The sequence below is a fragment of the Halopenitus sp. H-Gu1 genome, from assembly GCF_041821145.1.
Taxonomy (GTDB): domain Archaea; phylum Halobacteriota; class Halobacteria; order Halobacteriales; family Haloferacaceae; genus Halopenitus.
In genome coordinates, this window is sequence record NZ_JBGUBC010000001.1 from 140,944 (window position 1) to 160,700 (window position 19,757).

A 19,757-nucleotide genomic window follows, 5' to 3' on the forward strand; every position below is an offset into this window, starting at 1 on the left:
TCGACGGCGGAGAACCGATCGAGACGTCATTTCACCTCACCGCCGAAGATACCCTGTGGTTTGATCAACAGAATTCCGATCATAATTACGAACGTCGTTGCGAACTTGTATCCGGCATCCAGTCCGGGGATATACGGCGTGGCCTCGTAGGCGATCCCGATGATGAGCCCACCGACCATCGCACCGTAGGGACTGCCGATTCCACCGAGGATCACGGCGGCGAAGATCGCAAGGAGGATCATGAATCCGCGATACGGGGCAAGACTGGAGTTCATACCGAGTAGAATCCCCGCCGAGGCGGCGAGTATGGCTCCGATCACCCACGTCCACATGAGCGTCCGTTCGGCATAGATGCCGGATGCACGTGCCAATCGGCGATTATCGGACATGGCACGCATGGACTTTCCGAGTTTCGTCCGGGACAACAACAGGTGGACCGCGAACATCATGCCGAACGCGACGATGACGAGCGTGATCTGCTGGCCAGTCATCCTGACGCCCGGGAGGATCTCCTGGGCTCGCTGCCAGTCGCCGGCGTAGTTTCGAGTACTCGTCCCCCAGAAGAACTTGATGACGTTTCTGACGAACAGCGCGACCCCGATCGAGGCGATCAGCGAGGGAACCGGTCCGGAATCACGGAGCGGCTTGAATGCGAACCGATCGATGGCGAGCGCGAGGACGACGAGCGACACGACACCGACCAGGAACGCGACGGCCATCGGAAGCCCCAACTGAACGTTGATGTAGAACGCCATGTAGCCGCCAAACATCATGTAATCGCCGTGTGCGAAGTTGGGGAAATCCGCGATGCTGTAGATCAGCGACAGTCCGACCCCGGCGAGTGCGAGAACGCTACCGAAGATGAGGCCGAACACCAACACCTCAAGGATGGTAGACAAAACCATGAGGCCTCAACCCAGTTGAATGGTATCGACCGGTTCGGGATCGACGCCATTCATCTCGATCTCGCTGAACGTCAGCCCCTTGGCCTCGCCCTTCTCGGTCAGATCGCAGTTATGGCTTGCGCCGATGTATCGGATCTCCTCGTCGTTTCGAAGCGCTTCAAGTCCCTCGCCAACGGTTTGGACGTCGGTTCCACCGGGATTGGCGATGTCTCGAAGGTTATCACGGATCGCCTGCCCGTCCGCCTCGCCCGCCCGTTCGGCCGCGAGGGTGATCATGTTGATCGCGTCGTAGGTGTTCGGCGGGAAGATCAGCTCTCCGGGATCACCGGTATCCGTATCCTCCATGAGGCTACGGAAGTGACTGTTGGCATCGTTGTCGGGGAGGCGAGGGTTGGACGCGAAGATGCCGTCGGCGATCTCCTCGCCGATACCCTCCAGGAACTCACTACCGATGAGGCCGCTGTGGATCATCCACTCACCGCCAAGGTCTTGCTCGAACCACTGGCGGAAGATGTTGGTCGCCTCGTCCTGATAACACCCGTTGAGCACGACGTCCGGATCGTCGTTGAACATCGATTCCAGCTCCGAGCGGTAGGACGTCTGCCCCACGTTCGCTCGTTCACGCGTGAGTACCTCCCCGCCGAGTTCCTCGAAGGCGCTGGCGAACGATTCCGCCAGCCCGATACCGAAGTCGTTGTTCACCACGATCGAGGACGCCGTCTCCATGCCACGGTTCTCGTAGGCGATCGTGGCAAGTGCCGAGCCAACGAAGGCGTCCGAGGGACGGGTTCGGAAGATCCAATCCGTCTGGTCGAGTTCGGTGAACGCCGGCGAACTGCCGCCGGGGAAGTACGTAACCCCGTTTTCCGCCGCGATAGGTGCGATACTCATTCCGACGCCGCTGGAGAGAGGACCGACCATGGCCGGAACGTTTGCCTCCTCCATGAGACGGTTCGCCGAACGAACGCCAGCGTCGGGGACGCTCTCGGAGTCCTCGTGTTGAACCTCGACGTCGTTGCCGAGAAGGCCGCCGGCGTCGTTGATCTCCTGGACGGCAACGTCGGCACCGTCACGGCACGGCGGACCGAGCTCGGATATCGTCCCCGTCACCGGCATGATGACGCCGAGCGTCGTCGTTCCGCCGCTGTCCGAGCAACCGGCCAGTCCGCTTAAACTTGCCGCGCCTACTCCTCCGATCGTCTTTACTGCATCCCTGCGAGATATTCTCATACGAGATCCATTCGTGCGGATTAGACACGACTACTTAAATTTTGTTAGATTGATCGTGATATAGGGGAGAAATTACCGAGCATCAGCGACGATGGACGGTGCCGTTCCTCACGTCGGAAGCTCATCTCGAAACAGCCTCGCGAGCGTCTCAAAACGGCCGAGGCTCATCGTGGAACGGACCCACGATCGTCTCGGAACGGCCCGCGAAAACGCTTTAGGCGGGTAGCCCGTGGTATTTCCCAGCATGGACCTTCGAGTGTGTGGTGATCTTGCCCCCGATCCGTTTCTGAGCGCGGCGGATCTCTTCGAGACCGAGTTCACGATCGAGGATCCGGTCCGCGTTCGCGTGCGCGAGGATCCCGACGAACGAACCTGGGCTGCCCACTACCCGGAGTATCACGTCCTTACCATCTCCAGGCGGGCAGCGACGAGCGCGATGGCCCGCGAACTCGCCGTCCACGAGTTCGCACACATGGTCCGTCACGAGGAGTCCCACCCATCCCACACTCAGTCGACCGAGGAGGCGCTGTATCTCGGCCTTGCCGGCGAGTCGATCGAACGGCGAAAGCTCGCGCATTGTTATCAGATCGCAAACCACATGAAGGACATCTACGCCGACGACATCACCCTCTCCGTGACACCCGCCGACAAGCTACTCGGATTCCTCGAGTCGACGCTTGCCGCCGCGATCGCCGACCGGCCCACGCCGCCACGTCCGGGTAGCGAGCCGGCCACACGGGGTGCCGATCCGGAGATAACGGCGGTCAACGCCGCCTTCGCGCTGGCGCTCGTGGAGCGGCACGAACTCGCCGATCGCGACCACCGACTGTACGATCTCGCACGAGCAGCCGGCAGCGACGCACCGGCGATCGACGTCGCGAATTTCAAGCGACGCTTCCTCTCGCTCGGTCCCGATCCCTCCGAAAGCGACTACCGAAAGGCGCTCGTGGACGCGACGCGTGCGTACGCGGTTTAAGACCGCCATGTCGTGAACAGGCCACCGGTCACGAACACACCACCGACCACGACTTCAGGCGGGCGTGATCCGAACCAACCGGTCGTCACCTTCCTTGGGGAACCCGTCGTCCGCTCGGCCGTCCCGGTTCGAGGTGATCGCGTACACGTCGCCGTTCGGCCCCTGTTCGAGGTGGCGGATCCGGCCGAGTTCGTCCGCCAGTGTGTGGTGGGCCACGGCGTCGTAGTCCTCGTTCATCCAGTCGGCGTCATAGCGAGTCCCACCGGTTGCCGCGGAGGCGGGCTCGCCGTCGGCCGGATAGACGGTGACGATGTTGACCCGCTGGGAGGCGAGCCCGCCGACGAGCAACCGGTTCGACCAGGAGGGGACCCCGTCGCCGGTGTAGAAGACGCATCCCGGCGGAGCCCACCCCTCGTCGGGGCCGGTGTTGACGACCGGTCGGGCATAGTCGGTTCCCGGATACGTCTCGCCGTCGCGAGCGCGCTCGTCCTCGGAGCCCCACCCGTGATTTTCACCCGGCCGTAACACCATCACCTCGTCGCGATTTGCGGGGCCGTGTTCGGTGACGATCGGCGTTCCGTCAGGGAGAAAGTCGATCCCCTGGGGATTGCGGTGGCCGTAGGTGTACACCCGCGGATCGCCGCCAATATCGGGGTTCCCATCGGGCGCACTTCCGTCGGGTTCGAGCCGCAACACCTTGCCTGCGAGCGAGGACGGGTCCTGGGGGAGCGGGTCGTCGGTTCCGACGTCGGTCATCGATCCCGCATCACCGGTGGTCACCCACAGGTGGTTCGCCGGGCCGAAGGCGATCCGCGAGCCGTTGTGAATGATCTCGTTGCCCGGAATCGGGTCGATCACGACCGTCTCGGTTTCGCCCGGATCGTCCGCGGAGACGTCGAAGTAGGAGAGCCGATTCACATACGGGTCGCCGCCAGGAGTCGCCGCCTCCCCCTCATACGTGTAGATCGCGTACACGAGCGGGACGTCCGGGTAGTTCGGATGAACGGCAAGGCCCATCAGGCCGCCCTCGCTGCCGGCCTCCCACCAGCCACCCTCCTCGCCGGGAGCGATCGAATCGGCGTGATCGATCACGTCCGCGGTCGCAACGGTCTCAAGCGTCGAGGAATCGTATCGCGAGATCCGACCCACACGTTCCGTCACGAAAAGGTCGCCGTCAGGAGCAAACGCCAGGTCCCAGGGGATCTCCAGCCCCTCGATCACCGTCTCGATTTCGACGTCGAGCGTCGGAGGATCAGTCGGGGGTGACCAATCGGGGTCGTAGCCGTCCCACGACTCGACGTCATGCGTGACCGAGAGGTCGTAGTTGGGATCGGGAACCGGCGTCACGTCGGAGGATCCGTCGGCGGTCGAGGTTCCGTTCCCGTTCGTCGATCCATCGGGTGCCGAACAGCCCGCGAGGCCAGCGAGGCCGACGGCACTCGCGGCAGTGGACGCGAGAAATCGGCGGCGGGTCGATCGCATATCGACGGCTTGCGCGAGCGGGCGGTAAAACGTACCGTTCGGCGAACACCCGAGGCGCTACGGGACGTGGAGCGAAAGAACGGGAAAAGAAGAGCAGAACGGACGCAGAAACGTCGCGTTGGCCGGTCTAGCGGGCCGCGGCGGCGACGCGCTCGCGCTCCTTCTTCTGGGAGATAGCGTAGGTCTCGACGTCGTAGTCGGCCGCGCCGATGAGCTGGTGGGCCAGCGCCTCGGCAGCGGGCGTCGTGGACTTGTAGGTCGCCGACTGGACGCCGTCGGAGATGAACTTGAGTGCCTGGTCGACGCGGCGCTGGGGTGCAACGTCGACGGCCTTCGGCACCGAGATACCGCCGTATTTGAGACGCACGGTCTCCTCGCGCGGGGCTGCGTTCTCGACGGCTGTCACGAGCACCTGCACCGGGTTCTCCTCGGTGCGGTCGTGGACGATGTCGAGGGCGTCACGGACGATCCGGGTCGCCTGCTGTTTCTTGCCCGTGTTCTCCTCGGTCTGCATGAGACGGTTGATCAACCGCTCGACGAGGGAGAGCTCGGATTTCTTGAACTGCTTGGAGGCGTGACGGCCCATCGTGTGGGCGATCGGCGTCACGTTCATGTACCGCTTCGTCGAGGGGTCCTCGTAGGCGATCTCCGAGACGTCCCAGACGCCGAACAACTGGGCGTTCTCGGTTGCCGTCTCGCTGTCGGCCGGCGCGTCAGGCTCGGGAGTCTGTGCCTCCTCGGCGTCGGGCTCCTCGCTGTCGCTCATCTGACGGGTTTCTCCGCGTTTCCACGAACCAGTTCGATCATCGATACGCCGTTGACCTTCTCGACTTTGTAGTTGACGCCCGAAAGGTCGCCCATCGCGCGACCCTTCGCGCCGCCAATACCGGCGATCGTGACCTCGTCGTGCTCGTCGATAAAGGAGATCGCGCCGTCGCCGGGACAGAAGGCGGTGACCTGCTTACCGTTTTTGATCAGCTGGACCCGAACGCATTTTCGGATCGCTGAGTTGGGCTGTTTCGCCTCGATTCCGACCTTCTCTAACACGATCCCGCGACCCTGCGGGGCGCCCTCGAGTGGGTCGGATTTCGTCTTGAGCCCGCGCTCGCGCCGAGCGTACTCGGTGTCGGACCAGCGTCGTTTCTGCCGGTCTTGTTTGAGCTTACGGGCCGCGTACTTACCGTTCGCCATCGTACCTTTCCTTCCGAACGGAGATACTTAAACGCCCGCTTTCTCGATCGGCGAGACTCCCTCAGATCGGTCGATCGGTGCCTCTCGCCGGTTTTGAACGTGTTTCGGGGATCGAAAACGCGGTCTCTCTGGTCCGATAAGCAAGTAACGAGCACACAGCGGTCGTCTCGTAGCGTGAGGCCAACTCGGGACGAGTGCCGATGAACCTGGCTACCGGTACTGAGACGGGTGGACGGTGTCCCGAGGAACGACGAAGGATAAGTGACGATTTCACGAACCCGGACGCGGACGAGGAGTTGAAGCCGGGACCGGTCAGTAGTCGGGAGCCTCGTCCTCGACGGAGCGTTTCATCGATTCGCGCCGCGATTTGGCGTCGCGGCCCGTCGCCTCAAGCAGGAAGTCGTTTTTCGCATCGACGGCGTCCGCGGCCGCATCGGCATTCCCCTCGGCGATGACCTCCTCTGCGGGACGCTCCTCGAAATGGACGGCGAGTCTGTCCTTTTTGCCGTCGTAGCTGGCCACGCCGGCGAGGATCCGGTCGAAAACCGGATTGTCCGGGTCCTCAACGACGTACAGTTCGTGACCGTCGTGTTCCTCCGTGTCGGTGACCTCGCCGAAGTACTCTTCGACCGACGCCTTCAGATCGGGCATACGATCCTCGAGGTACTCGCCTCGACGCATCTTGTACTGTTTCATTGCCGCGACGTTCGAAAGCCGACGGTAAACCCCTTTCGTCACGGACCATACCCGCGCGATCGATCAACCGTCGTGAGAGAACACGGCGAGGGATCACTCCACGAACGACGAGCCGGTCAGGAGTCCCCGAGCGGCTGTTCCGCGATGTATCCGCGCTTACACTCCGGGCAGATGTCGCCCGCCCGCATCGAACTCTCGCCGGCCGGCTGAACCAGTCCGCACTCCGGACAGAAGTATTCGGTGGGAACCTCCCCGGACTCGGTGGCAAGCTCGACCGTCCTCGCCGCGGTTATCCCCGGATCGTCCACGGTTTCGTCACCGGAATCACCGACGGGACCCGCCGCGCTTGCGGCAGCGGCGGGCTCTCTAGATGGGCGCTCTATGACCTCCGTCTCCTCGTCGTAGTCGATCGGTCCGTCCGCCTCCGGAGTCAATCCGCCGCCGAAGGAGACCGTCGGCTGGCCGTCGGCGTCGCCGTCCGCATCCCCGTAGTTCGCATCGAATCCCTCGTCCTCGCCGTGGCGCTCCGGCCAGGGAGTGTGTTTCCCATCGGGGTTGGGATCCGGCACCTCGCGCGAGCGCTCCCCCCGATCGGAGGCCGACCATTCGCCGCGCCCTCTCCCATCCTCGCCCGCAGTCACGGCGGTCGAGTCACCCGCTTCGCCTTTCGATCCGGCTGTCTCGGTCGGGCCGGCCGATTCGTCGGGAGCGGCCGATTCGTCGGGCTCGTCCGCGAGGATGATCCCGTCGTCGGCCTCCGCAGCGTCGTCGCTCTCCACGGAGTCCGCTCCCGCCTCCGGGTTCGCCTCCGGTTCGGGCGTGCCGGTCGGCGGCGAATCAGTCCCCGTTCCGTCGCCTCCACCGCCGAGTTCACCGTCGGTTTCCTCGATTATCTCGGCATCCTCCTCAGTTGACGCCGGCGCGTCGTTCGCCGCGACCGACGTCGACGCATCCGGGTTTGCCGTGTCCACACTCTCCGGGGCGGCACCGACGTCATCATTCGATGAAGCCGTATCGGGGGTGGGCGTGGGTGTCCGATCGGAAGTCGGTTCCCCACCGCCTCGTGCCGGTCCGGGGCCGTCGCTGGTCCGCCCCGTCTCGCCGTCGGAGTCGACACCAGTCCGGCTCGGATCGTCGATGCCGGCCGCCGCGGCCGCCAACTGTTCGAGGGTGGTGACTTCCTTGTTCTCGCTGACGACGCGGCGCTCGCCACACCGGTCGCACTCCTCGATCTCGCGGACGGTGATGACGACCTGGTCGCCCTCCTCCTCACGCTCGCGCTCGACCGTCGGTTCCCCGAAGTCGTGCCCGAGCAGACACCTGAGTCCCATTTGTCGTTCCCTGGGCGGTCCGAACGTAAAAAACGTCGCCGTCCGCGTCTGACGTGCGTCGGACGGAACGGCAGCGATCGGCCCTCGTCGAGTCCCGCCGACCGCGACGAGCGGCGGCCCGACGCGAGCGGAGCGAGTCATGTGCCAACGTTTATTGGGTCATCCATCCCTCTATCGAATATGACCGACGACGAGACGACGACCGATCTCGTGATCCCCGACGATCGCGTCTTCGAGACCTGTGGCCCGACCGAATTTCCCCGAGTCGGAGTGATCGAACAGCAATGGGAGACCGATCCGATTCCCGAACCACAGATCGCAGCCGAGGCGAGCACGGCGGTCGAGGAACTCGATCTCGAGGACGTACCGGCCGGCGGCGAGGTCGCTGTCGGTGCCGGATCACGTGGCATCGCGAACGTTCCCGAGATCGTTCGCGGCGTCGTGGAGGGGCTTTCCGACCGCGGCTACGAGCCGTTCGTATTTCCGGCGATGGGCAGCCACGGCGGCGCGAGCGCGGAGGGACAACGTGAGAAGCTCGCCGCGCTCGGCGTCACCGAGGAGACGGTTGGCTGTGAGATCCGCGCGACGATGGAGACGGAGATCATCGGCGAGACGGAAGATCACGAGGTGGCAGTCCACGCCGACGCCAACGCCGCGGCGGCCGACGCGATCGTTCCGGTGAACCGCGTGAAGCCGCACACTGACTTCGACGGCGACGTCGAAAGCGGCCTCTCGAAAATGCTCGTCATCGGCATGGGCAAACAGAAAGGCGCCCAGACCGCTCACCGATGGGCGCTCGACTGGAGCTTCCGCAACATGCTCCCGGAGATAGCGTCGTTGATCATCGACCGGCTTCCGGTGGTCGGCGGGGTCGCGATCGTCGAGGACCTCCACGACGACACCACGATCATCGAGGGAGTCCCCCCCGAAGGGTTCCTCTCGCGGGAGGCCGAACTGCTCGAGATCGCCTACAAGCAGCTTCCCACGCTCCCGTTTGACGAACTCGACGTACTCGTGCTCGACCAGATGGGCAAGGACATAAGCGGACCCGGGATGGACCCGAACGTGCTCCACAGACGTCCGTACGAGCCGGAACCGATCCTCGAACGTCCGCGGTACACGCGCGTGTATACCCGGTCGCTCACCGAGCCCTCACACGGCAACACGGTCGGGATCGGTCTTGCGGACCTGATCCACGCGGACCTGCTTGATGCCATGGAACCCGAGAAGGGATTCACCAACGCGGTGACTGCGAGCACGCTCCGAGGAATTCGGACGCCGACCACCGTCGCGACGGATCGGGCCGGGCTGACCGTCTGTCTGTCGACGATCGGCGTGAGTGACCCCGAAAGCGTTCGGCTCGTTCGTGCACGCGACACGATGCATCTGGGAACGCTCGTCGCGAGCGAGGCGCTCGTCGAGGAGGCACGCGAGCGTGAGGATCTGCGCGTCGTCGCCGAACCCGAGCCGATCGACTTCGAAAACGACGACCTTACCCAATTCCCCTAGAAGGGACCGTTTCCGCCCATCATTCCGCCGAGGCCGCCGCCACCGTCGCCCTGCTGGAGCTTCTTCATCATCCGCTGCATGTCGCCGTCGCCCATTCCCTGGAACTGATCGATCGTGCGTTCCATCATCCGGTGTTGTTCGAGCAGTTCACGGACGGTATCCTCGTCGACCCCGGAGCCGCGAACGATCCGCTCGACCCGGGACTGACCGACGATTCGCGGATTTTCGAGTTCCTCATCGGTCATCGAATCCATGACGATCTCGAAATCACGCATCCGATTTTGGGTGACGTCCATCGCGTCGTCGGGCAACTGATCCATCATGCCACCGCCCATTCCGGGGATCATATCCATCACCTGATCGAGGGGGCCCATGCGGTTCATCGCCGCCATCTGTTTTTGCATGTCCTTGAGGGTGAATCCTCCCTGGAGCATGTCCTCGGGGTCCCAGTCGTCCTCCTCGTCCCCGGTTTCCTCCATCGCGCGCTCGACGCGCTCGGAGAGCTGTTTGAGATCGCCCATGCCGAGCAGCCGCGAGATGAATCCCGACGGCTCGAATCGCTCTATGTCCTGGACGGTTTCGCCGGTCCCGAGGAAGGCGATCGAAGAGCCCGTCTCGTTGACCGCCGTGAGTGCCCCGCCACCTTTTGCGGTCCCGTCGAGTTTGGTGATGACGACGCCCTTGATGCCGATCGACGACTCGAACTGTTTCGCCTGCTCTTTTGCCCCCTGTCCGATCGCCGCATCCATCACGAGCAGCGAGCGGTCGGGATCGACGGCCGCCTCGATCTGCTCGATCTCCGCGATCAGGTCGTCTTCGAGCGCGTGTCGACCGGCCGTATCGACGATGTGGACGTCCGCCTGTTCGGTCGCCTCCATGCCGTCACGGGCGATCTGCACGGGATCCTCAGCGTCCGGATCACCGTAGAAGTCGACTTCGGCGCGCTCACACATCTGTTTGGCCTGGTCGTAGGCGCCGGGTCGGAAGGTGTCGGTCTGGATGACTGCCGGGCGAAGTCCCTTCTTCGAGAACCACCAGGCCATCTTGGCGGCGGAGGTGGTCTTACCGGACCCCTGCAGGCCAGCAAGCAGGATCGTCTGGGATTCGAGGGGCAGTTCTGTCGAGTCGCCGACGAGATCGACGAGTTCCTCGTAGACGATCTTGAGGACGTGATCGCGTGCGGTCGTCCCGGCCGGCGGCTCCTCCTCGAGCGCTCGCGTCTCTATCGAATCCGAAAGCTCCATCACGAGGGAAACGTCGACGTCGGCCGAAAGGAGCGATCGCTGGATCTCCTTTACGATCTCCTCGACGTCCTCCTCGCTCAATCGGGATTTTCCCTGCAACGTATCGAGCGTGCTGCGAAGGGAACTTCCCAGATCGTCGAGTACCATTTGGCTACTATAGGTGACGCGGAGGCTAAAGCCTTTGTTCGTCACATCCCCGCATGGGGTCGGTTCCCACTGCGAACCCTCACGTGAGCGATACGCTAGGAATCCTCAGCGAGCAGTTGATCGACCAGCCATTCGGGATCGAACCGCTCGATGTCGTCGTAGTCCTGGCCGGTGCCGAGAAAGAGGATCGGCTTGCCGGTCACGTAGGCGATGGATATCGCGGCACCGCCCGAGGAGTCGGCGTCGGCCTTCGTGAGGATCGTGCCGTCGATCGCTGCCGAGTCATCGAACTCCTCCGCGCGAGTGACGGCGTCCTGGCCGGCGACCGACTCGTCGACGAACAGCGTGAGGTCTGGATCGACCACGCGGTCGATCTTCTCGAGTTGGGCCATCAGGTCATTCGAGGTGTGGAGTCGTCCGGCCGTGTCGCCGAGAACGACGTCGATGTCATTGGCCTCGGCGTACTCGACCGCGTCGTAGATGACCGCCGCCGGATCACCACCCTGTTCGTGGGCGATGAGCTTGCGATCGAGACGATCTGCGTGCTCGCGGATCTGCTCGTTCGCGCCGGCACGATAGGTGTCACCGTTGGCAAGTACCGAGGAGTACCCGCGCTCTTCGAGCCATTTCGAGAGTTTCGCGATCGATGTCGTCTTGCCGACGCCGTTGACGCCCGTAAAGACGATCGTCACCGGCGGTTCGGTCTCGGCGATCCGCTCCTCGAAATCGAACTGGCCGACAGCGATCACGTCCAATAGCGCGTCATGGAGCGCCTCCTCGACGAGTTCACCGGTCGTCTCGACCTGCTTTCGCGTCTCGCCGAGCATCGTCTCGCGAACCGTGTCGAGGATCTCTTCGGCGACGCTCATCTCGACGTCGCTTTCCAAAAGCGCCATCTCGAGGTTCCAAAGCGGCTCCTCGAGGTCCTCCTCCTCGATGATGATCCGGCCAGTCGCGAACGCCTTGGCGCGCTTGAGGGTGCTCGGATCAGAGGCGTCGTCCTCCGTGCTCGCTTCGTCATCCTGGGTCGAGTCGGCCGTGGTCGACTGGCCGTCGCTCTCCACGAGGGCCGCCTCGCCGTCTTCGGACGCTTCGTCCGGTTCGGCCTCCGCCTGTTCCGTGACGTCCGTTCGGAAGTCGTTCAGCTTGTCCTTCAGTCCGTCAAACACGATCGTAGCTCCTGGAAGGGGTGGTCATCAGTCGTCAGTCGTCGGTCGTCGGTCGATACGGCGGTCGCCCTCACTCGAATCATCGGAACGAGGGCGCCCGGGAGAACCGTCGGTCGGGCCTACTCGTCGTCCTGCTGTTGCATTTGCTGCATCTGCTGTTGTTGCATCTGCTGTTGCATCTGCTGGGCCCGCTGTTCGAGCTCGCTGCTTTCCGCCTGAAGCTCGTCGAGTTCCGTCTCCGTCTCCTCGACTCGGTCGTCGAGCGCGTCCTGTTTCGTCTCGAGCGCAGAGACCGCATCCGCTTGGGGCTGTTCGGCCGCGTAGTCGCCGCCGAGCGAGACGACGACCTCGTCGATGTCCTGGATCTCCGCTCGGAGGTACGCGCCGCCGCCGAGAGGAACCTGGACCGTCGAGCCGGTCTCGAGGGTTTCGATCGCCTCGATCGCCTCGTCGATCTCGTGTTTCTCCTGATGGTAGCCTTCGATCTCGGCTTCGAGAGCGGTTATCTCCTCCTGGATGGCCTCAAGCTCCTGGGAGAGCTGCTGGAGCTGCTGTTGTCCGCCGCCCATCATGCTTCCACCTCCTCGGTCTCGGTGAGCGCGTTGAGTTCCATCTCAGATCGTTTGACGCCATGCTGGCTGCCGACTTTCGAGAAGATGTGCTCGCGGGCGACGTCCTCGTTCGGTGCCTCGATCGTCTTCGTGAACTCCTGGGAACCGTGACGTGTCTTGAACCATCCGCTCGCCGTAAAGTGACTCATGAAGAGGAATCGGGAAGCGACAGGGAAGTATCTTCCTAAACGGGGATCGCGATCGGAAAGAGATCCGGAGGGATCAATCGATGAATCCGAGAGTGTTCTCGATGCGCCCGAGTTCGGGGCCGGTCGTGTCCTCGCCGACGACGTACCCCTCGTCGTTTGCCACGAGACCGGAACCGACGAGTGGACCGCCGTAGTTGATGGTTCCGAGGTCAGCGTGAACGTCGAGATGCTCCTCGATGACCTCGAGTTCCTCCTCGCGGGATTTCGGGTGACAAAGCGCACCGGTATCGTTGGCGACTGCCGCCGTTCCAACCGTTCGGACGTCGCCGAGATCGCCGCGTTCGACCGGAACCTCAAGCGTCTCGCGGATCGTGCGGATAGCCTCGCGATCGAGGTCGGGGTGGACGTACGCGCCGTAGTCGTTCGTCAGGATCACGTTGCCGGCTGCGTTGATCGTTCCCGGAAGCTCCTGGACGGTGCGGTCGGCGGCCTCCTCGATGCGTCGCTTCTCGCGCTCCGTCGCTCGCGGGGAGACGATGATGCCGCTCTCGTTGCCGGTCGCCAACGCGCCGACGGTGTTCGATCCGCCGACCGTCGTGGGAATGACCTCGGCATCGAGTTCGTCGCCGAGTGCCGATTGGTGGTCATCGTCGATGTCCGGACGCACCAACAGGACGTCGTTTACGACCCGCGCGAACACGCCAACGTACGACGAACCGACGAAGGACGCCCGTAGCACGCGAGTTTACTCCGCGTATTCGGCTTCGACGATCGGTTCCTCGTCCTCCACGAACCGGGCCGCGCGGACGCGAAGGGAACTCGGCGGGTTCTGGCGTCCCTGCGCCCAGACCGCCTCATTGATGCCCGGATCGAGACGGACGGCGTCCTCCTCGACCGAGAAGTGCTGGGCGAGATGCGACCGCACCTTCCGCATCGCGTAGTCGGCTCGCTTTTGAATAGGCTTGTCCGAGAGACCGCCGAGCGGAACGGTAATGACCCGTTCCTCGAAATCGCTTGTGCTCATGGATCCTACTCGTCGAGGTCGTTTCGCCGCCAGTTACGCCGCTTTGGGTTGCGGGTGACGTTCATGTCCGTCTTCATCATGACCCAGGCCGGAACGCGCTGATTCTGGCGTTCGGCTTTGGCCAGACGCTTCTTCTTGGCCTTCGATTTCTTGCCCATAGTGGCCCGTAGTTTCCACGGAGCGCTTAAAACCCCTTCCATATGGCCCCGATCGGACTGATCGTCGCCGCCGAATCGCGGCGCTCACGTCGCCGCGTCGACTCACTCGTAGGCGGCGATCCCGGTGAGGTCCTCTCCGAGAATCAGGGTGTGAACGTCGTGGGTCCCCTCGTAGGTGTAGACGGTCTCCATGTTCGCCATGTGGCGCATCGGGGGATAATCGGTCGTGATCCCGTTGCCGCCGAGGATCTCACGAGCGATCCGTGACTGATCACGGGCCATCCGGACGTTGTTGCGTTTCGCCATCGAGACGTGCTGGGGGCGTAACTCACCCCGCTCTTTCAGTTCGGCCAGCCGATGGGCGAGTAGCTGGCTCGTCGTGATCTCCGTGGCCATCTCCGCGAGCTTCTCCTGTTGGAGTTGAAAGCGGGCGATGGGACCGCCGAACTGCTCGCGATCGCTCGCGTACTCGCGAGCCGTCTCAAAGCAGTCGCGAGCAGCCCCGACCGCACCCCAGGCGATCCCGTAGCGCGCCTGGGTGAGACACGACAGCGGCCCCTTCATCCCCTCGACATTCGGGAGAACGTTCGATTCGGGGACCCTGACGTCCTGAAGGCTGATCTCACCGGTTATCGACACCCGAAGCGACAGCTTCTCTTTGATCTCGTTCGTCGTCACGCCGTCCCGATCGGTCTCGACGAGAAACCCGCGTACGGGGGCCTCGTCGTCGTCTTCGGTCGCCGACCGATCGCGCGCCCAGACGACGGCAATATCCGCGATCGGGGAGTTCGTGATCCACGTCTTCGAGCCGTTGAGGACGTACTCGTCGCCGTCCCGCTCCGCGTGAGTTTCCATCGCCGAGGGATTCGATCCGTGTTCGGGCTCGGTCAGCCCGAAACAGCCGACCGCCTCGCCGGTCCCGAGGTCGGGCAGCCATCGCTCCTTTTGTGCCTCGCTGCCGAAGGCGTGGATCGGGTACATCACGAGCGCACCCTGGACGCTCGCCATCGATCGCAGTCCGGAATCGCACGCCTCCAATTCCTGCATCAACAGCCCGTAGGCCGTCTCGGAGACGTTCGGGAGGCCGTAGCCGTCCAGGTTGGGCGCATAAAATCCGAGGTCCCCCATCTCGGGGATCAGGTCCGTCGGAAACGTTCCGGCCTCGAAGTGCTCGCCGATATCCGGACGGACCTGTTCATCGACGAAGCGACGAGCGGTATCCCGGATCATCCGCTCTTCGCGATCGAGATCCCCCTCAAGTCCCACGTAATCGAGCATGGCTGCGTATCGGCGGAGGGAGCCAAAAGGTGTTTGCAAATCAGTCACACGATGCGGCGATCGACGAGCGGAGAACCCATCGCAAGGGACACGAACCCCGAGGAACACGAACTCCGAGGGACGCAGACCCCGAGGGACGCAGACCCCGAGAGACTTAGACGTCAGCCCGAATCGTCGTCTGATCGCTGTCGGCGACCCGATCGCGGACGTACGTCGTGAAGTTCTCGAAGACCTGCTTGACCGCACAGGCCGCCTCGTGGGCTTCCGGGGAGATGGTGCTGAGTACGTCATCGACCCGTGCGTCACCGAGACGGTCACGTTTCCCGTCGGCGACGTCCGCTGCGGTCTCGACGTCGTATTCGGGATGGAACTGAAGTCCCCAACTGTGTCCGTGTCGGAACGCATGAACGCCGTACTCGTTCTCGGCAAGAAGCTCCGCGCCCGGTGGAAGCTCCACGACCGTATCGCCGTGGGAGGCGAACGCCGTGAACGTCTCGTCTACTCCGTCGAAGATCTCATCGCCGCGGTGGGTTATCCGGGAGTAGCCGAGTTCGAAATCGTCCATGCCGGCGACGCGACCGCCGAGCGCCTCCGCGAGCACCTGATGGCCATAACAGACCCCGAGCGCCGGAACGCCTCGTTCGACGGCCTCCGAGACGTACTCGACGAGTGGCGGGATCCAGGCTTCGTCCCAGTAGACCGAGGACCGCGATCCGGTGATGACGATCGCATCGAACTCGTGGTGATCCGGCAGTTCTCCGTCCGTGGCGTGAAACTCCACGAGGTCGGCGTCGATCTCCCGACGGAAATTTCGCCGGGTGTTTGCGGCCTCGTGGGCCGCATTGAGTAGGGCAAATCGGAGTCGCGTCATTGTCGGATCCAGTCGTCACAGCCTCAAAACGATTGTGTCCCTCCCGATCGCTGCCGGCGTTCGACACGCCAGGATGCGTCGAACGAGGACATCCATCAATTCCCGTTCCCGTGCTTTGCGATCACTGGTCCGCGTGCTCGGCGAGCCACCCGATCAGCTCGTCGTTGACGCGGGCGGACGCCTCGACACCGGCAAAGTGGCCCGCTCCCTCGATGGCGTGAAACTCGCCGCCAGGAAGCCCCTCGGAAAGCGATCGGCCGTAGTGGGCCGGACAGATCGCGTCCGCCTCGCCGTGAAGCACGAGCGTCGGCGTCGTAAGCTCGTAAAGCCGATCGCCGATGTCGAAGGACGAAAGTGCGGCGCGCTGTGCCTCGAACGACTCCCGCGGTGCGTCCTCGCGAACCCGCCACTCGGCGATCCGATCGGAGACGTCGGGGCGTGCCTCACGGAAATCCGGGGAGAGGAGCGCGTTCACCGAGGCGTCGACGGCAGCCCGATCGTTCGGATCGGCCCAAAGTGCCTCGGGGTTGTAGGCGTCGCCGGTGGCGGACGTTCCGACCACCGTCAGGCTTCGGGGACGCGAGGATGAAAGCGCGTACGCGAGCGCGAGCATCCCGCCGAACCCGTACCCCACGAGGTGGACGCGACGACGTCCTTCAGCGGTGAGGACGGCGTCCAGATCGGCGACGAGGTCGTCGATGTCGTAGGGTCCCGGCGGCGCGTCCGACTCCCCGATCCCGCGGAGTTCGGGAGTGATAGCGGCGTATGGCCCCGCGATCGCGGCGTGTTGCCAACCGAACTGCCAGGCACCGAGCCCGATGTCGCCGACGAAGAGGACTGCGGGTCCTGATCCGTCGATTTCATACCGGATCGAGACCGAGCCGTTCGCTGCGCGGGCCACTGTCTAGGCCCGTTTGATCGACCGCACCGTCTCGGCGGCCTCCGCGAGTGCCTCGTCGAGCGCCTCGACGTCCGGACCGCCGCCCTGTGCGAAATCGGGCGGGCCGCCGCCGCCGCCGCCGACCTGGCTCGCAAGGCGACTGACGACTTCTCCGGCGTTCACGGCGACGTCGTCAGGGACGCCAACGACGAACTGCGCCGAGCCGCCAGCGCCGGAGCCGATGACCGCGACCTTCCCCTCCTCGACGAGGGCGTTTGCCGTCGCTCGGAGCTCGCCGGGGTCCGCATCGAGACGCTGGACGACGACGGTGTCGCCGTCGAGATCTATCTCCTCAAGCTCGTCGCCGGTCCCGGCGCGAGCCTCCGCGAGCTCGGTTTTGAGACGCTCGATCTCCTTGCCTCGTTCCTTCCATTCCTCGAAGAACCGCTCTGCAGTCCCCGGGACGTCGAGGGGATCGACGTCGAGCACGTCGGCTGCGTCATACAGCGCGTCCTCGGTCCGCTGTGTTCCCTCGATCGCGGCGGTGCCGGCGGCAAAGACTATCCGCTCGACGCCGTCCTGAACGGGCTCCGTCTTGAGCACCTTCACGGCCCCGATGTCGCCCGTTCGGTTCACGTGCGTTCCTGCACACGCCTGAACGTCGGCGTCACCGACGTGGATCAGCCGGATGTTGGTTCCCGGCGGCACGCCTCCCTGATACAGGTCAAATCCGTGGTCGGCCTCGGCCTCGTGACGGTGGGGCCACTCCTGACTGACTGCAACGTTGTCCCTCACGAGTTCGTTGGCGACGCGTTCGATCGACTTCACCTCCTCGCGGGAGATCCGCTCGTAGTGACGGACGTCGAGACGCGAGGAGTCGAGGCCCTTCTGGGCACCGGCCTGCCGGACGTGGTCGCCGAGCACCTCGCGTGCGGCGTACCCGATCAGGTGCGTGGCGGTGTGATGACGCATCAGCTGTCGGCGGCGCTCGCCGTCTATCTGGCCGCGAACGAACTCGCCTTTGCCCGGATCGCCGTCGGTTCGATGGAGGACCACCCCGTCAACCTTCTGGACGTCCGTGACCTCGACGGTCGTCTCGCCGGCGGTCAGAGTCCCGCGATCAGCCGGCTGTCCGCCGCCCTCCGGGTAGAACATCGTCTGATCGAGGACGACCTCGTAGGCGTCGTCGTCCACCTCGAAGACGTCGAGAACGACCGCCTCGAACTCCATGCGCTCTTGGTCCTCGTAGAACAGTTCCTCGGTTTCGGGGAGATCCTCGAAGCGATCGTCGCGTTCCGTGCCCGCCTCGACGCCGCCCTCCTCGTGCCGCTCGGCCACGAGCGCGTAAAAGTCGTCGGGGACGTCGACGGTCGCGCCGCGATCCTCGGCAATCTCGGCAACCATCTCGGGCTGAATGCCGTGGGAGTCGTACAGCTCGATGAGCGTCTCCGTCGGGATCGCCTCGTCGGTCCCGGCGTACTCGTCGGCGATCTGTTCGACCTTCCTGGAGCCGCGTTCGAGCGTCTTTCGGTATTTCCGCTCCTCGGTTCGGACGATGTCGCGGATCGTGTCGCGGTTCTCGTAGCCGAGTCGATCGGCCTGCATGTCCACGAGTTCATCGAGGGGCGCATCCACGCCGACGTCGTCGACGAGCCGCTTGGTGCGTCGAAGGACCATCCGCGCGAGATAGCCGGTGGCGACGTTCGAGGGAACGATCCCGTCGCCAAGCATGTACGCGAGCGTTCGCGAGTGGTCAGCGATCGCGTAGATCGACTCGAGCGGCTCGAGGAGGTCACGCAGCTCGTCGACGTCGACCCCAAGCTTCTCGGCGATGTCACCGCGAGCGTTCTCGACGTCGTCGACGTCGTCGATGTCGAGACGGCCGGCGAGCGTCGCCGCACGGTTGATGATCTCGCGTTGCTCCTCGGTGTGGTCGATACCGGCGTTATCCTTCAGGAACTCGATCGCGTCCGGATAGATCGCCTCGTAGACGGTCGGCGTCCCCTGGCTCATCCAGGTCCATCGCTCGAGCCCGTAGCCCGTATCGACGATGTAGGTGTCCATGTAGGAGTAGGTGTTGCCGTCCTTCAGTTCGTAGTCGCCGTCGGGGTCCTGCTCCATACACATGAACACGAGCGTGGCGAGTTCGGCGCCGCGGTAGATGACCTCGATGGCGGGGCCCGCGTTGCCCCCGCCGACCCAGGGGTCCTCGATGTAGGTGATCTCCTCGAGGTCCGCGCCCAGGGACTCGAAGAACGCGTCGCAGTACTCGACGGTCTCGTCCTTCCAGTAGACCTCACCCTCGTAGGCGTACTCTCCCTCGGCGTCCTCGCGGACGTTGAAGGCGTGGTGGGCCATCATCTCGAAGGCCATCGTGTGCCGGCCGGTCTTGCCGACGTTGTCGATGTCCTGCATCCGGATGCACGGCTGGGAGATGGCGAGTGGATTCGCCGGCGGCGGCGTCTCGCCGGAGGTGACGAGCGGCTGGAAGTCGTAGATCGACGCCTGCGTCAACAGGACGTCCTCACGCCAGCGGTTCGCGGCGACTGGATACGGGTCGATACGCTGGTGATCGTGCTCCTCGAAGAAGGAGAGGAACGCCTCTCGCATCTCTTCGAGCGTGTAGGGCTCGTCGAACCCCGGATCGCCGATGAAGCTGTAGTCCTCACAGGGCGGCTCACCACACAGTTCCCGGTCGGCATCGCGCGTCCAGAAGTGGACGCCACAGGAGGCACACTCACGGCGGTGAAATCCCTCCTCCTCGAAATAGTCGAGACGATATTCGGCTTCGAGCGCACTCATTACCGTTTTGTGGCTGGTGTTCAGCCAAAAGGGTTCCGGGGTTGTCCGCCCGCCCCGATCGGGCTCCTGGAAGGCGCCGTTCGACGAACTCCTCGGTCGACCCG

The 19,757-nt window shown here is 64.0% G+C and carries 20 protein-coding genes; 2 read left to right on the forward strand and 18 right to left on the reverse strand.

Going from position 1 to position 19,757, the window contains the following annotated elements:
- Positions 1–26 precede the first annotated feature (26 nt).
- Entirely contained in the window at positions 27–905 is an 879-nt protein-coding gene (locus tag ACERIT_RS00710) for a branched-chain amino acid ABC transporter permease (RefSeq protein ID WP_373672875.1), read from the reverse strand.
- A gap of 6 nt (positions 906–911) precedes the next feature.
- Positions 912–2,135: an ABC transporter substrate-binding protein gene (locus tag ACERIT_RS00715; protein ID WP_373672876.1), complete on the reverse strand. Its 1,224-nt coding sequence runs from the start codon at positions 2,133–2,135 to the stop codon at positions 912–914.
- Between the two features lie 244 nt (positions 2,136–2,379).
- Between ACERIT_RS00715 and ACERIT_RS00720 the strand changes: the two genes are divergently transcribed.
- A complete protein-coding gene (locus ACERIT_RS00720) occupies positions 2,380–3,111 on the forward strand; it encodes a DUF5781 family protein (RefSeq protein WP_373672877.1) in 732 nt (243 codons plus the stop codon).
- A 54-nt stretch (positions 3,112–3,165) separates the two neighbouring features.
- Here the strand turns inward: ACERIT_RS00720 and ACERIT_RS00725 are convergent, their stop codons facing one another.
- From ACERIT_RS00725 to ACERIT_RS00745, 5 genes are all read right to left on the reverse strand, one after another.
- Positions 3,166–4,593, reverse strand: coding sequence for a sorbosone dehydrogenase family protein (locus ACERIT_RS00725; protein WP_373672878.1), 1,428 nt, complete (start codon positions 4,591–4,593; stop codon positions 3,166–3,168).
- Positions 4,594–4,720: 127 nt separating this feature from the next.
- Positions 4,721–5,359 carry a 30S ribosomal protein S7 gene (locus tag ACERIT_RS00730; RefSeq protein WP_373672879.1) on the reverse strand — a complete coding sequence of 213 codons (639 nt, stop codon included), beginning with the start codon at positions 5,357–5,359 and terminating at the stop codon, positions 4,721–4,723.
- Positions 5,356–5,784, reverse strand: a complete 429-nt coding sequence (locus ACERIT_RS00735) for a 30S ribosomal protein S12 (protein WP_373672880.1) — start codon at positions 5,782–5,784, stop codon at positions 5,356–5,358. Before ACERIT_RS00735 ends, ACERIT_RS00730 begins: the two co-directional genes overlap by 4 nt.
- A 312-nt stretch (positions 5,785–6,096) precedes the next feature.
- The gene (locus ACERIT_RS00740) at positions 6,097–6,480 is read right to left on the reverse strand and encodes a DUF5611 family protein (protein WP_373672881.1); all 384 of its coding nucleotides are present in this window, start codon (positions 6,478–6,480) and stop codon (positions 6,097–6,099) included.
- A gap of 116 nt (positions 6,481–6,596) precedes the next feature.
- A complete protein-coding gene (locus ACERIT_RS00745; protein WP_373672882.1) occupies positions 6,597–7,811 on the reverse strand; it encodes a hypothetical protein in 1,215 nt (404 codons plus the stop codon).
- Between the two features lie 180 nt (positions 7,812–7,991).
- Here ACERIT_RS00745 and ACERIT_RS00750 point away from each other — a divergent pair, with 180 nt between their 5' ends.
- Positions 7,992–9,320 (forward strand): DUF362 domain-containing protein, encoded by a 1,329-nt coding sequence (locus tag ACERIT_RS00750; RefSeq protein WP_373672883.1) that lies wholly within the window; start codon positions 7,992–7,994, stop codon positions 9,318–9,320.
- Here ACERIT_RS00750 and ACERIT_RS00755 read toward each other — a convergent pair.
- From ACERIT_RS00755 to alaS, 11 genes are all read right to left on the reverse strand, one after another.
- Entirely contained in the window at positions 9,317–10,711 is a 1,395-nt protein-coding gene (locus ACERIT_RS00755) for a signal recognition particle protein Srp54 (protein ID WP_373672884.1), read from the reverse strand. The genes ACERIT_RS00750 and ACERIT_RS00755 overlap by 4 nt on opposite strands.
- Before the next feature lie 95 nt (positions 10,712–10,806).
- Positions 10,807–11,880, reverse strand: a complete 1,074-nt coding sequence (gene ftsY, locus ACERIT_RS00760) for a signal recognition particle-docking protein FtsY (protein WP_373672885.1) — start codon at positions 11,878–11,880, stop codon at positions 10,807–10,809.
- Between the two features lie 119 nt (positions 11,881–11,999).
- On the reverse strand, positions 12,000–12,449 hold the full coding sequence (pfdA, locus tag ACERIT_RS00765; protein ID WP_373672886.1) for a prefoldin subunit alpha: 450 nt from the start codon (positions 12,447–12,449) through the stop codon (positions 12,000–12,002).
- On the reverse strand, positions 12,449–12,640 hold the full coding sequence (rpl18a, locus tag ACERIT_RS00770) for a 50S ribosomal protein L18Ae (protein WP_373672887.1): 192 nt from the start codon (positions 12,638–12,640) through the stop codon (positions 12,449–12,451). Before rpl18a ends, pfdA begins: the two co-directional genes overlap by 1 nt.
- 73 nt (positions 12,641–12,713) lie before the next feature.
- The gene (locus tag ACERIT_RS00775) at positions 12,714–13,379 is read right to left on the reverse strand and encodes a translation initiation factor IF-6 (protein WP_373672888.1); all 666 of its coding nucleotides are present in this window, start codon (positions 13,377–13,379) and stop codon (positions 12,714–12,716) included.
- Positions 13,380–13,385: 6 nt separating this feature from the next.
- Positions 13,386–13,664 carry a 50S ribosomal protein L31e gene (locus tag ACERIT_RS00780; RefSeq protein ID WP_373672889.1) on the reverse strand — a complete coding sequence of 93 codons (279 nt, stop codon included), beginning with the start codon at positions 13,662–13,664 and terminating at the stop codon, positions 13,386–13,388.
- Positions 13,665–13,669: 5 nt separating this feature from the next.
- Positions 13,670–13,822: a 50S ribosomal protein L39e gene (locus tag ACERIT_RS00785; RefSeq protein ID WP_373672890.1), complete on the reverse strand. Its 153-nt coding sequence runs from the start codon at positions 13,820–13,822 to the stop codon at positions 13,670–13,672.
- Between the two features lie 102 nt (positions 13,823–13,924).
- On the reverse strand, positions 13,925–15,100 hold the full coding sequence (locus ACERIT_RS00790; RefSeq protein ID WP_373672891.1) for an acyl-CoA dehydrogenase family protein: 1,176 nt from the start codon (positions 15,098–15,100) through the stop codon (positions 13,925–13,927).
- A gap of 154 nt (positions 15,101–15,254) precedes the next feature.
- Positions 15,255–15,971, reverse strand: a complete 717-nt coding sequence (locus ACERIT_RS00795) for a type 1 glutamine amidotransferase (protein WP_373672892.1) — start codon at positions 15,969–15,971, stop codon at positions 15,255–15,257.
- Positions 15,972–16,092: 121 nt separating this feature from the next.
- The gene (locus ACERIT_RS00800) at positions 16,093–16,872 is read right to left on the reverse strand and encodes an alpha/beta fold hydrolase (protein WP_373672893.1); all 780 of its coding nucleotides are present in this window, start codon (positions 16,870–16,872) and stop codon (positions 16,093–16,095) included.
- A gap of 3 nt (positions 16,873–16,875) precedes the next feature.
- Positions 16,876–19,653, reverse strand: coding sequence for an alanine--tRNA ligase (gene alaS, locus ACERIT_RS00805; protein ID WP_373672894.1), 2,778 nt, complete (start codon positions 19,651–19,653; stop codon positions 16,876–16,878).
- Positions 19,654–19,757 lie beyond the last annotated feature (104 nt).